This is a genomic window from Aureimonas sp. AU4, assembly GCF_001463765.1.
GTDB lineage: Bacteria > Pseudomonadota > Alphaproteobacteria > Rhizobiales > Rhizobiaceae > Aureimonas.
The window spans coordinates 43,047-55,269 of record NZ_BBWK01000070.1 but is presented as its reverse complement, the minus strand read 5'-3'; the positions used below and the strand labels follow the sequence as shown (position 1 = coordinate 55,269).

Annotated in this window: 16 protein-coding genes; 8 read left to right on the top strand and 8 right to left on the bottom strand. The window is 68.1% G+C overall.

All coding sequences use genetic code 11. The features are described 5' to 3' along the window. The 3 genes from AUL35_RS22265 to AUL35_RS18420 all read right to left on the bottom strand — a co-directional run. A partial coding sequence (locus AUL35_RS22265) for a hypothetical protein (RefSeq protein WP_202814286.1) occupies positions 1-184 on the bottom strand: 184 nt, incomplete at its 3' end. 154 nt (positions 185-338) lie between these two features. Further along, entirely contained in the window at positions 339-1,454 is a 1,116-nt protein-coding gene (locus tag AUL35_RS18425) for an FAD-dependent monooxygenase (protein ID WP_062017562.1), read from the bottom strand. A gap of 10 nt (positions 1,455-1,464) precedes the next feature. After that, a complete protein-coding gene (locus AUL35_RS18420) occupies positions 1,465-1,713 on the bottom strand; it encodes a zinc-finger domain-containing protein (RefSeq protein WP_062017560.1) in 249 nt (82 codons plus the stop codon). Between the two features lie 128 nt (positions 1,714-1,841). Here AUL35_RS18420 and AUL35_RS18415 point away from each other — a divergent pair, with 128 nt between their 5' ends. From AUL35_RS18415 to AUL35_RS18405, 3 genes are all read left to right on the top strand, one after another. Further along, positions 1,842-2,618 carry an alpha/beta fold hydrolase gene (locus AUL35_RS18415; protein WP_062017570.1) on the top strand — a complete coding sequence of 259 codons (777 nt, stop codon included), beginning with the start codon at positions 1,842-1,844 and terminating at the stop codon, positions 2,616-2,618. A gap of 91 nt (positions 2,619-2,709) precedes the next feature. Beyond that, a complete protein-coding gene (gene cysE / locus AUL35_RS18410) occupies positions 2,710-3,531 on the top strand; it encodes a serine O-acetyltransferase (protein WP_062017558.1) in 822 nt (273 codons plus the stop codon). Positions 3,532-3,613: 82 nt separating this feature from the next. After that, positions 3,614-3,823 (top strand): DUF3126 family protein, encoded by a 210-nt coding sequence (locus AUL35_RS18405; RefSeq protein WP_062017556.1) that lies wholly within the window; start codon positions 3,614-3,616, stop codon positions 3,821-3,823. 113 nt (positions 3,824-3,936) lie between these two features. On the opposite strand, the gene AUL35_RS18400 is transcribed toward AUL35_RS18405, so the two are convergent. After that, positions 3,937-4,527: a transglutaminase-like cysteine peptidase gene (locus AUL35_RS18400; RefSeq protein WP_062017554.1), complete on the bottom strand. Its 591-nt coding sequence runs from the start codon at positions 4,525-4,527 to the stop codon at positions 3,937-3,939. A 440-nt stretch (positions 4,528-4,967) separates the two neighbouring features. Then, positions 4,968-5,573 carry a PilZ domain-containing protein gene (locus AUL35_RS18395; RefSeq protein WP_062017568.1) on the bottom strand — a complete coding sequence of 202 codons (606 nt, stop codon included), beginning with the start codon at positions 5,571-5,573 and terminating at the stop codon, positions 4,968-4,970. Between the two features lie 171 nt (positions 5,574-5,744). On the opposite strand from AUL35_RS18395, the gene AUL35_RS18390 reads away from it, so the two are divergent. Together AUL35_RS18390 and AUL35_RS18385 are read left to right on the top strand one after the other, a co-directional pair. Beyond that, positions 5,745-6,509 (top strand): rhomboid family intramembrane serine protease, encoded by a 765-nt coding sequence (locus tag AUL35_RS18390; protein ID WP_062017552.1) that lies wholly within the window; start codon positions 5,745-5,747, stop codon positions 6,507-6,509. A gap of 71 nt (positions 6,510-6,580) precedes the next feature. Beyond that, on the top strand, positions 6,581-7,015 hold the full coding sequence (locus tag AUL35_RS18385) for a CBS domain-containing protein (protein ID WP_062017550.1): 435 nt from the start codon (positions 6,581-6,583) through the stop codon (positions 7,013-7,015). Between the two features lie 4 nt (positions 7,016-7,019). Here the strand turns inward: AUL35_RS18385 and AUL35_RS18380 are convergent, their stop codons facing one another. The 3 genes from AUL35_RS18380 to folE form a co-directional block, all read right to left on the bottom strand. Continuing rightward, positions 7,020-7,997: a patatin-like phospholipase family protein gene (locus AUL35_RS18380; RefSeq protein ID WP_082666439.1), complete on the bottom strand. Its 978-nt coding sequence runs from the start codon at positions 7,995-7,997 to the stop codon at positions 7,020-7,022. Positions 7,998-8,129: 132 nt separating this feature from the next. Then, on the bottom strand, positions 8,130-8,537 hold the full coding sequence (gene hisI / locus AUL35_RS18375) for a phosphoribosyl-AMP cyclohydrolase (RefSeq protein ID WP_062017548.1): 408 nt from the start codon (positions 8,535-8,537) through the stop codon (positions 8,130-8,132). Continuing rightward, the gene (gene folE, locus AUL35_RS18370) at positions 8,534-9,151 is read right to left on the bottom strand and encodes a GTP cyclohydrolase I FolE (RefSeq protein ID WP_062017546.1); all 618 of its coding nucleotides are present in this window, start codon (positions 9,149-9,151) and stop codon (positions 8,534-8,536) included. The genes hisI and folE overlap by 4 nt, the downstream gene beginning before the upstream one ends. A 224-nt stretch (positions 9,152-9,375) precedes the next feature. Here folE and AUL35_RS18365 point away from each other — a divergent pair, with 224 nt between their 5' ends. From AUL35_RS18365 to thrS, 3 genes are all read left to right on the top strand, one after another. Next, entirely contained in the window at positions 9,376-9,819 is a 444-nt protein-coding gene (locus AUL35_RS18365) for an iron-sulfur cluster assembly scaffold protein (protein WP_062017544.1), read from the top strand. Next, positions 9,816-10,094, top strand: a complete 279-nt coding sequence (yidD, locus tag AUL35_RS18360) for a membrane protein insertion efficiency factor YidD (protein WP_062017542.1) — start codon at positions 9,816-9,818, stop codon at positions 10,092-10,094. Before AUL35_RS18365 ends, yidD begins: the two co-directional genes overlap by 4 nt. Positions 10,095-10,222: 128 nt before the next feature. Then, positions 10,223-12,205, top strand: a complete 1,983-nt coding sequence (gene thrS, locus AUL35_RS18355; protein ID WP_062017540.1) for a threonine--tRNA ligase — start codon at positions 10,223-10,225, stop codon at positions 12,203-12,205. Positions 12,206-12,223: the final 18 nt, after the last annotated feature.

Genomic DNA, 12,223 nt, shown 5'->3' with positions numbered 1-12,223 from the left:
GTGCCGGACGCTCGCCCTGAGGCTCGCCGCCGCCGCGAGCGCCGGGCTCCGGCGGCGCTTCGCGCATCGCCGGCGGAGGCGCTTCGGTGCCCTGGGCCAGTGCGGCCAGGGGGCCTGTCAGGGCGGTGGAAGCGGCCAGCGCGGTGACGCAGATCATGCGCCCCGCCTTGGGTAGTCCTAGCATCGGTCGACCTTTCGTCGCATCTGTCCCTTACAGTGCGCGGGGTCGGCGCGGATGCGGCCGCTTGGACCGACGCCGCGCCGGCCATCCGAAACAAGATGGCCCGCGGGACGCGTCACATAGGTGCGACCTGGCGAAAGGAAACGCGTGGGAAGGATCAGCGCGCCGTGAAATCGACCGTGGATGCGCGCCAGTCGTAAAGCCAGGCGAGCTTATCTTTCAACTGTTTAGCCGGCGTCACCGCCAGAACGAGATTCCGCGCGAGCGAGATGGGGGCGGGCAGGTGATAGACCATCCGATGAAAGGCGACGCGCCCGAGAACCCGCTTCACGCGCGCCTCCCGTGCCGCCTCATAGGCCGTGAGCGCCGCCTCCGGCTCCAAGGCACGAGCGAGCGAGGCGGCCAGAACCCACCCGTCCTCGATCGCCATCGCCGCACCCTGCGCGGCGTAGGGCAGCATGGCGTGGGCGGCATCGCCGACATAGGCGAGCCCGGGTTCGCGCCAGCGCGGCGCTCGCGTGAGAAGCGGCCATGCGCCCATCGCGTCGCCAGTGCCGATCAGGTCCAGAAGCCGCCTGTCCCAACCATCGAAAACGCGGGACGGGTCGTCCGCGGCGTCTGCACTCGGAACGATCAGGACAAGGTTCGTTTCGCGCCCGCCGGCCACGGGGTAGCTGACCGCATGGCGGCGCGAACCGAGCCAGGCTTCGATGCCGGGCGGCGCCGGTCGCAAGATGCGAAGGCGAACCGCCGAGACGCCCTCGTCGCGGGGATCCGGGCGGCCGAGCGCGGCGGCGATCCGGGAGCGAACGCCGTCGGCTGCGACAAGGAGGTCGCAAGCGAAGTCCGGCTGCCCCGTCGCAAAGCGCAGGGTCCAGCCCACGGCGCGTTCGGCGCCCGCCAGATCGTGTCCGAGGCGCAGGTCGATGCGAGGCTCGGCGCGCAGGCTCGCAAGGAGGGCGTCCTGCAGGTCGGATCGCAGGAGGGAAACGTAGCCATGCCCGTCGCTCGAGCCGACAGGAACACGAGCGATCGCGCGCCCGCTCGCTCCGCGCCGCAGCGTCACGGCGTCGGCCGCGACCGCCCCGGACATGCGGGCGGCAACGCCGAGGCGATCGAGAACGTCAAGGGCGTTGGGCGAGAGCTGCAGGCCCGCCCCGATCGCCGTCAGGGCCGGCGCGCGTTCGAAGACGGTGACCCTGCGCCCGCTTCGCGCCAGGGCGAGCGCGGCGGTCAGCCCGCCGATGCCCGCTCCCGCGACGGCGATGCGCATGGTTCGCGTGTCAGGCGGCCTGCGGGTCGCGGTAGAGGCAGCCGGCCGGGCGCGTTTCGTAGGTCTTCAGCGTCTTGTCGAGACGGTAGAGGGTCGAGCAGTAGGAACAGACCTTCTCGCCCTCGTCGCCCATGTCGAGATAGACATGCGGATGGTCGTAGGGGGGATTGGCGCCGACGCACATGAATTCGGTGACGCCGATCGAGATCACGTCGTAGCCGGCATCGTTCTGGAAGTGGGGGGTGCCGTGATTGGCCATGGATCGGCTCCTCGAGAGCGGGCGGTTCGTTTCGCGCGGGACCATAAGGCGGGGACTGCGCAAAGAACAGGGTGGTTCTGCGCCCATCCTTCGCGCTATCGAGCGGCATGGACGATCGAGGCTGCACGATGACGGACCGATTTCAGAGCTATGGCTTCGAGCTCGCCTTCATCGACGAGGGCGCGCGGGACGCGCCCGTCGTCATGCTGGTGCACGGCTTCGCCTCGAGCCTGCGCGTCAACTGGATCGATCCCGGCTGGGTCGCGACGCTGACCAGTGCGGGTTACCGTGTTCTCGCCTTCGACCATCGCGGCCACGGCGACAGCGACAAGCCGCTCGATCCCGAGCAGTACACGCCGCAGCGAATGGCCGGCGACATGCGCGCGCTCCTGGAGGCGCGCGGCATTCGGCGGGCGGCTGCCTTCGGCTACTCGATGGGCGCGCGCGTCAGTGCCTTCGCGGCGCTTTCCGACGCCCAGCGTTGGCCTGTGCTGGTCTTCGGCGGTCTCGGCATCGGCCTCGTGAACGGGGTCGGCGACTGGGACCCGATCGTGGAGGCGCTGCTCGCGCCGTCGCTCGACGACGTCTCGGACGAGCGCGGACGCATGTTCCGCGCCTTTGCCGACCGCACGCGTTCCAACCGACAGGCGCTGGCGGCCTGCATCACGCATTCGCGCCGCGAGGTCGGCCGCGACGAGGTGGCGCGCATCACCCAGCCCGCGCTGGTCGGGGTCGGCACGCGCGACGAGATCGCGGGCTCGCCGGAGGAGCTGGCGGCTCTGCTCCCGGCGGGCGAGGCCTTCGCCATCGAGAAGCGCGACCATATGCTCGCGGTCGGTGACCGGACCTTCAAGGCGGCCGTCGTGGACTTCCTCGGGCGCCACCGGGAGCGCTTCGCGCCGTGACCCGCTCCGGCGCATCCACTGGTGCCCGCGGCGACCGAGCCTATCTGCCTCGCCGACGAGCTGATTTTGCACCTTTCGAAGGGCGAACCTCATGACCATCGCCTACAAGACGGCGGACCGCCTGCAACTGGTGGATCCGATCTGGGCCCAGATCCGCGAGGAAGCGCAGGCCGCCTCCGAGCGCGAGCCGGCGCTGAGCGCCTTTCTGTACGGGACCGTGCTGAACCACCGGACGCTGGAGGAGAGCGTCGCGCATCGCATCTCTCAGCGTCTCGATCATTCCGACCTGCCGGCCTGCCATATCGAGCAGGCTTTCCTCGAGATGGCGGCCGAGAATGCCGAATGGGGCAACGTCCTGCGGACCGATCTGCAGGCGGTGTTCGACCGGGATCCGGCCTGCGAGCGCCGCATCGAGCCGCTGCTCTACTTCAAGGGCTTCCACGCCATCCAGACCCATCGCCTCGCGCACTGGCTCTGGACGCGGCAGCGGACCGACTTCGCTCTCTACCTCCAGTCCCGCTCGTCCTCCGTCTTCCAGACCGACATCCATCCCGCCTCCGTCATGGGGCGCGGCATCTTCCTCGACCATGCGACGGGGCTGGTGGTCGGCTTCACGGCGCGCATCGGCGACAACGTCTCGATCCTGCAGGACGTGACGCTCGGCGGCACGGGCAAGGAGTTCGGCGACCGTCACCCGAAGATCGGCAACGGCGTCCTGATCGGGGCGGGGGCCAAGATCCTCGGCAACATCCGCGTCGGCGACTGCTCGAAGATCGCCTCGGGCTCGGTCGTCCTGAAGGAGGTGCCGCCCCATTCCACGGTGGCGGGTATTCCCGCGCGCGTGATCGGTCGACCCGAGAGCAGCGTTCCCGCCCGGTCCATGGACCAGGAATTCGACCGAGCCGAGGACTGACGGTTTCGGTTCCCGCTCATCCCTTTTCCACGGCGCGCCGACGAGGCGACGCCCCCTCGCTCAATGCCCAGGAGCAGCACACGTGAAGCCTGACGAAATACGCAAGCTCGAAGCCTACCTGAAGCGCACCTTCAAGGGCGTCGACCTTCAGGTGAAGGCCATGCCGCGCAAGAACGACACGGCCGAGCTCTACATCGGCGGCGAGTTCGGCGGTCTCATCTCGAAGGACACCGACGAGGGCGAGACCTCCTACCACCTCACGATGACGATCCTAGACATCGACCTCGACTGAACCTGCGCAACCCCCCCCCCCCCTTCGCGACCGCCCGGTCGCGGAGGGGGCTTGAACCGTTTTCCTCGGCAGCGAGCGTTCGTTTCGATGAGCCCCGTCGCCGTCCGGTGGGATCAGCGCCGCACGCTGCCCACCAGAAGGTCGCGGTCGTCCTCGATCGCCACCCAGCGCGCAGCGTCCGTGTCGGACTGGCGCTTCAGGTAGTGATAGGTGGTCTGCGTCCAGTCGAGCACGCGACGATCCAGATTGTCGAGGATCAGGTCGCCGCGGTCCGTGCGCAGCGTCAGAACGGCATGGCCGTCGCCGTTCTGCTGGCGGACCACCGTCAGCAGCATGGCCGAGCGTGGAAAACCCTCCCGCTCCAGCATGTACTGCTTGAGAAGCGCGAAGTCCTCGCAGTCGCCTTCCGTCGTCGGATAGGCCCAGTACTCCGCAACGCCGTAGATCTCTTCGTCCGTGCGCGGCGTGATGCCGACGTTCACCGCGTTGTTGACCTCGACGATCGTCTCCCAGACCTTCTCGGTCACGGCGATCGGTCCGCTCCGCTCGTTGGTCGTGCATTCCGCCGGGGTCCGCTTGCAGAAGTCGTAGTGACCCACAGGCTGGGACGTCGCGCCGCGAACCGTCATTCCCACAGAGGCAGCATGGGCCGTCGAGAGACCGGCCGTGAGTGCGATGAGGGCTGCGATGGAAAGGCGCTTCACGACTGTCTCCTCGTTCGTTGAGGCGACAGTCGCAGGTCGGTTTTACTTCAAGAACAAACGGAAAATCGGCTTTTTAGGCGAATTACCCGCTTTCTGTTTAGAGACTATGCTTGCCTGGATGCAAAGGAATAGCCTTAAATTCTCATGACATGCGGTTACGATCTGGAAGGCATGTAACGGTCGCGTCAAGCTTCCTGAACGACGCGACCGAGCCAAGCCCGCGCGGCGCCGCGCAACGGCCCCCATCCGTTAAGGCAAGAGGTCGCCGGCGTTCATGGAGTTGAAGAAGGATGCGCACACGCGATGCAGGACCGCTTGCCGTGCGTGGTTAAGAAGGCGCGATCAGGCGGTTAACGCGGGACGCAAGAGGGGCGCGGACTTGTCCACAGTCCCCTCATCTTATCCACAGACGAGGCGCGATAACCGGCCTCTTTGACGCGTCAGCTGAAGTTGCGGTCCAGCGACTCGGGCGTTTGGAGCGACGCGAACTCGATCGCGACGCCGTCCTCGATCTGGCGGACGACACGACCGTGCATCGTTCCCAGCGTCAGGCGCGCGCCGATCGCCGGACGGACCGCGCACAGGACGGCCGCGCCGGAGAGCGACAGGTCCTGGATGCGGACCTCGTAGCGCCGGCCGTCTTCCAGCACCATCTCGATGACCGGGTTGCGCGGCTCGATACGCTCGTGGCGGCGATCCTCCGGCAGGGAGAGTTCGTGCCGGTTGGCCAGCCACATCAGCTTGGCCGCCAGCTTCTCGCGCTTGCGATCGGTCGCCTGCGTGACGAGAGCGAAGCCTCCGCTGTAGAGGCGGGTGACGGCGCCCTCCAGGCGACCTACATGATCGGCATAGAGGATGACGCGCTCACCCGCGCGCGGCACGACCGGCGTGACGACCCCCACGTCGCCAGGCGACATGTTGCCGATGCGGCAGGGATACTCGCTGCGGTTCTCCAGCATGAAGCGGCCCAGAAGATCGACGTTCACCCGCTTGAAGGCGCGCCGGTCATCGGCGACGGCCGGGATCGGGGGAAGAACGTTGAGCATCGCCAGGCCCATTCGCGTGAGGGTTGGGTTCCCTCATAGGATATTGACGGTTAACGGCCGGTTCCCGGCGCCGGCCGCGCGTAAGAAAGAGGTAGGACCACGCCGCCGTCGCGTTGCCGGAACGTCCGGCCACGGTAAAACCCGGGTATGCCCGCAGGAGATATCGCGCCCGTGACCATCGAACCCCAAGCCGACGATCCGCCGCGCCGGCCGAACCCGCCCGCGATCAACGTACCCTTCGTGGTTCTGGCGACGATCGTGGTCCTCGCCCTCGTCCATGTCGTGCGCATGCAGGTCCTCACCGAGACGCAGGATATCTGGACGCTGCTCAACTTCTCGATGATCCCGGACTGCTATCGCTCCGCCGACGATGTCTGCGTGCTGCGCGAGCCGTGGGCCAACGTCGTCTCGCCGCTCTCCCATGCCTTCCTGCACGGGGACTGGACCCACTTCCTGACCAACGCCGTCTGGCTCCTGGCCTTCGGCACGCCGGTCGCGCGACGCATCGGCACGGGTCGCTTTCTGATCTTCTGCGCGCTGGGCGCGGCGGCGGGCGCGCTTCTCTTCGATCTTCTCAACCCGTCGCTGCTCCAGCCCATGATCGGCGCTTCGGGCGTCGTTTCGGCGCTGATGGGGGCGGCCGCGCGCTTCGCCCTGTCGGGCGGCGCCCAGCGCTGGGGCGAGCCGGCCTACGTCCCCCGGCTGACGCTTCGCGAGAGCCTGACGGATCGCACCGTGCTCTTCTTCATCGTCATCTTCTTCGTGACGAATGTCGCGATGGGATCGGGCGCCGCCTTTCTCCTGGGCGAGGGCGGCGCCATCGCCTGGGAGGCCCATGTCGGCGGCTTCCTGTTCGGCCTCCTAGCCTTCGATCTCTTTGATCGCGCGCCGCGACCGGACCGCTTCGAGGCGGAGGATGCCCGGCTCCGGCCGTGAGGACCCGTTGCGTTCGCGCGTGAGCGGCTCCACCATGGGACGGGTCTGGTCCATTCCTGTGGGAGGAAGGCATGTCCATACGCACCATCCTGGAGAACAAGGGCCGAGAGGTCGCGACCGTCGATCCTTCGGCGACGCTGGAGGCGGCAGCCCAGCTTCTGGCGGCCCGCAAGATCGGCGCGCTCGTCACGCTCGGCGAGGCCGGCAACGTGATCGGCATCCTGTCGGAGCGCGACGTCGTGAAGGCGATCGCAAGAGACGGCGCGGCGGCCCTTGGCCAAACCGTCTCCTCGGTCATGACCACGGCGGTCACGCTCGCCGACGAGGAGACGACGGTGGACGAAGCCATGGAGATCATGACCCGTGGCCGCTTCCGCCATCTGCCCGTGTGCGAGAACGGCGAGCTTCTCGTCGGCATCGTGTCGATCGGCGACATCGTGAAGCGTCGCATCGAGGAGGTCGAGGAGGAGGCCGAGCAGATGCGGACCTATATCCACGCCGGATAGCGTGTCAGGCGGTGCCCAGTTCCTCGCATAGCCGACGGATCTCGGGCATCGCCCGCATCGCCTCCTCGTAGCCGAAGCGGATCGACTCGCGGGCGCGGAAGAACTCGGACAGCCCGATGTCCCGCACGCGCGGGTGCAGCGAGAGATCCGGCGGATCGCCGGCCAGCCGCGCCCGGGAGATACGGTCCTGGATGATGTTGAACGCATCCACCATGGACCGCGCGATGCCGATCTTCTCGCGCCGCGTCTCGACGGCCTGCAGGCCCGACAGGAGCGGCGCGCCGGCCTCCGGCTCGTCGGACTCCGCCGCGTTCGCGTGCCCGGCACGCATCCGCAGGACAGCCGCGCGCCCGAACAGGTCGTAGTGCAGGTTCACGGCGATCACGAGCGGCGCCTCGTAGACGCGGCAGACCGAGACCGGAACCGGGTTCACCAGCGCCCCGTCGAAGAGCTGGCGTCCGCCGCACTCAACCGGCTGAAAGATGCCCGGAAGCGCGTAGGACGCACGCATGGCCAGAACCAGCGAGCCCTGGTCGAGCCAGACCTCGTGCCCCGAGCGCGCCTCGGTCGCGACGCAGACCATGGGCCGGTCGAGATCCTCGATGCGCACGTCGGCCAAGTGCTCGATCAGGCGTCGGTGCAATCGCTCTCCGCCGATGAAGCCGGCGCCGCCCCAGCGGAAGTCGAGGAAGCGCATCATGCCGGTGCGCGTCAGCGAGTGGGCGAAGGCTTCCAGCTCGTCCAGCCGGCCGGCGAGGTAGCAGCCGCCGACAAGCGCGCCGATCGATGTGCCGGCGATCATCGAGATCGGAATCTTCTCCTCGTCGAACGCCCGCAGGACGCCGATATGCGCCCAGCCCCTCGCGGCCCCTCCGCCCAAGGCGAGGGCGACGCCGCGCACGGGCGGCGGCGGGCGGCGGGCCGGACGGGACTCCGCCGGCTTGGCCGCGATCACGACACGTCGGAAGACTTGCTGCAGCATCGCGTGCGGTTTCCGTCCCCCCAGCGGCCGGTCGACGACCCCGCTCGCCCCGGCGCGGGACAGCGGATCGAGGCTCATCGTGGGCCGAAAGGTCTTTCCAGATCCTTCAGGACCAAGGCCCGATCCGATGCTTCAATCGAAGACGAGCCTTCGTCCGCCGTCGCGCGCAGGATCGAGGCGGCGATAGAAGCAACTGGGCCGTCCCGTGTGGCATGTATCGTCCGGCTTCGCGACGTCGACCTTGATCCAGACGGCGTCCTGATCGCAATCGACGCGCAGCTCGCGCACGCTCTGCAGCGCGCCCGAGGTTTCGCCCTTCTTCCAGAGGGTGTTGCGCGAGCGGGAGCGATAGTGGGCGACGCCGGTGCGGATCGTCAGATCCAGCGCCTCCGCGTCCATGTGCGCCACCATCAGGAGTTCGCCGGACGAGGCGTCCGTGACCACGGCCGTGACCAGCCCCTGCGCGTCGAAGCGAGGCGTCAGGCGTTCGCCCTCCTCGCACGCGGCCTTGTCGGCCGGTAGCTCGAAGACGGCGTTCATCGCTTCAGCGCCAGCGCGGTGAAGCGCGCCTGCTGGGCGGGATCGTTGCGAAAGGCGCCGTAGAAGGCGCTCGTCACAGTGGAGGAGCCCTTGGTGCGGATGCCGCGCATGGACATGCACATGTGCTCGGCCTCGATCATGACCGCGACGCCGCGCGGCGTCAGCGCGCCGTCGATCATGGCTGCAACCTGCTCGGTCATCGCCTCCTGCGTCTGAAGGCGGCGGGCGTAGATGTCGACGATCCGCGCGATCTTGGAAAGGCCGAGCACGCGACCCTCCGGCAGATAGGCGACATGCGCCCGCCCGATGATCGGAACCATGTGGTGCTCGCAATGCGAGGTGAAATCTATGTCGCGAACGAGCACCATCTCGTCGTAGCCCGCGACCTCCTCGAAGGTGCGCTCGAGCACCGAGGCCGGATCCTGGCGATAGCCGCCATAGATCTCCTCGAACGCCTTCACGACGCGACGGGGCGTGTCGATCAGTCCTTCACGCTTGGGATTTTCGCCGATCCAGCGAAGCAGGACCTCGACGGCGGCCTCGGCCTCGGCCCGGCTCGGCCGCGCCTCGTCCGCCACGGGCTGGTCCCTGGTCTTGTCGGCGATGGCATCCATGGTGCTGTTCCCGGACTCCGGTTCCCCATCTCGGTCGGCACCGATCGACGGGGTTCGTCCCACCCGAGCCGCGTTCGGGTCATGATCCAAGCTCGCGCGCCCGTCAACGGGACGCCGCGCCCGGGCGGCCGGCGCGTCGCATTCCGCGACGGCCTCTCCTATATACGGACCACGCCCGACGTTTGAAGACATGGCCGGGCGACGAACCGTCCAACAGGCGCAGCATGATCGATGACCTCTACAATGCCCGCATCCTCGATTGGGCCGGCAACATCGGTCGCCTTGGTCGCCTGGAGGCACCCGACGGGACTGCGACCGCCCATTCCAAGCTCTGCGGCTCGACCGTGACCGTCGATCTGTGCCTGGAGGACGGCGTCGTCACCGACTTCGCCCACGAGGTCCGCGCCTGCGCGCTCGGGCAGGCTTCGTCGTCCGTCATGGCGCGGCACGTGGTCGGCGCGACGGCGGAGGAACTGCGGGCGCTGCGCGACACCATGACGGCCATGCTGAAAAGCGAGGGGCCGCCGCCGACGGGGCGCTTTGAGGAGCTGCGCTACCTGGAGCCCGTGCGCGCCCACAAGGCGCGCTATGCCTCGACGCTCCTGACCTTCGACGCGGTCGTCTCGGCGCTGGACCTGGCGGAGGCGAAGCGGCGCGAGGCGGCTTGAGCCGCCGACCCGTCCACGGTCGCAACTACGACGGCCCCTGGCGTCGCACGCCCGGCCGCCTCTTCGGCGTCGCGCTGATCCGCGTCTACCAGATCGCCTTCTCGCCCTTCGTCGGCGGCCATTGCCGCCACGTGCCGACCTGTTCGGAATACGGCTACGAGGCCATCGCGCGGCATGGCCTCTGGCTCGGCGGCTGGCTGACGGCGCGGCGCGTCGCGCGCTGCGGGCCCTTCGGCCGGGCGGGACACGATCCGGTGCCGACCGAGCGCCGCTGAGCCTGCGGACTCTTGCCCCTCGTCGCGGCTTGTGACAAGTCGCGCCTCTCGCGCGGCATGCCGCCGCGCCTCATCGATCGACAAGGCTTTCCCGCATGGTGGGCGGGGGTGAGCGAAAAGGAAGACCCATGATCGAACTCCGGTTTCCCGACCATTCCGTTCGCCCCGTCGAGCCCGGCACCACCGGCGCCGCGGTCGCGGCCGGCATCTCCAAGTCGCTGGCCAAAAAGGCGCTCGCCTATTCGCTGGACGGCGAACTGCGAGACCTGTCCGACCCGATCGAGCGCTCCGGCGCGATCGAGATCGTGACGCGCGAGGATCCGCGCGCGCTGGAGCTGATCCGGCACGACGCCGCCCACGTCCTCGCCGAGGCCGTGCAGGAGCTTTGGCCGGGGACCCAGGTCACGATCGGCCCGGTGATCGAGAACGGCTTCTACTACGACTTCGCCAAGGACGTGCCCTTCACGCCCGACGACCTGCCGGTGATCGAGAAGAAGATGGCGGAGATCATCCGCCGCAATGCGCCCTTCACGAAGGAAGTCTGGCCGCGCGAGGAGGCGCGCCGCGTCTTCGGCGAGAAGGGCGAGACCTACAAGGTGCAGCTCGTCGACGCCATTCCCGAGGGTCAGGATCTCAAGATCTACCGCCAGGGCGAGTGGTTCGACCTGTGCCGCGGTCCGCACATGCCCTCGACGGGCCATGTCGGCGAGGCCTTCAAGCTGATGAAGGTCGCGGGCGCCTACTGGCGCGGCGACTCCAACAACCCGATGCTCACGCGCATCTACGGCACGGCCTGGGCGACGCCCGATCAGCTCAAGAACTACCTCCACGTCCTGGAGGAGGCCGAGAAGCGCGACCATAGGCGGCTCGGCCGCGAGATGGACCTCTTCCATTTCCAGGAGGAGGGACCGGGCGTCGTGTTCTGGCACCCGAAGGGCTGGTCGCTGTTCCAGGACCTCGTCGGCTACATGCGTCGCCGCCTCAAGGGGGACTACGCCGAGGTGAACGCGCCGCAGGTGCTCGACAAGTCGCTCTGGGAAACGTCCGGCCACTGGGGCTGGTATCGCGAGAACATGTTCCAGGTGCAGTCGGCCGGCGACGAGGCGGAGGACAAGCGCGTCTTCGCCCTCAAGCCGATGAACTGCCCGGGGCACGTCATGATCTTCAAGCATGGCTTGAAGAGCTATCGCGATCTGCCCATCCGCTATGCGGAATTCGGAACCGTCCACCGCTACGAGCCCTCCGGCGCCATGCACGGGCTGATGCGCGTGCGCGGCTTCACGCAGGACGACGCGCACGTCTTCTGCACCGAGGAGCAGATGGCGGACGAGTGCCTGAAGATCAACGATCTGATCCTCTCGGTCTATCGCGACTTCGGCTTCGAGGAAGTGGTCGTGAAGCTGTCGACGCGGCCCGAGAAGCGTGTCGGGTCCGACGCGCTGTGGGACCATGCCGAGCGGGTGATGACCGAGGTTCTGGAGCGCATCGAGCGGGAGTCCGGCGGGCGCATCAAGACCGGCATCAATCCGGGCGAGGGCGCCTTCTACGGTCCGAAGTTCGAGTACACGCTGCGCGACGCGATCGGCCGCGAATGGCAGTGCGGCACGACGCAGGTCGACTTCAACCTGCCGGAGCGCTTCGGAGCCTTCTACATCGACGCCTCGTCGGAAAAGAAGGTGCCGGTGATGATCCACCGCGCCATCTGCGGCTCGATGGAGCGCTTCCTTGGCATCCTGATCGAGAACTTCGCGGGTCATTTCCCGCTCTGGCTCTCGCCGACGCAGGTGGTGGTCGCGACCATCACCTCGGAAGCCGACGCCTACGCGCAGGAGGTGACCGACATCCTGCGCGCGGCAGGGCTGCGAGTGGAAAGCGATCTTCGCAACGAGAAGATCAACTACAAGGTTCGCGAGCACAGCCACGCCAAGGTGCCGGTGATCCTGGTCTGCGGCAAGCGCGAGGCCGAGGAGCTCTCCGTGAACGTGCGGCGGCTCGGCTCGCGAGACCAGGAGGCCATGTCGCTCGATGCCGCGCTTGCGGCGCTGCGCGAGGAGGCGACGGCGCCGGACCTGCGTCGGCGGGCGCCCGCCGACCCCGCGGTCGCCGCCTGACGCGATGAAGGGGAAGGG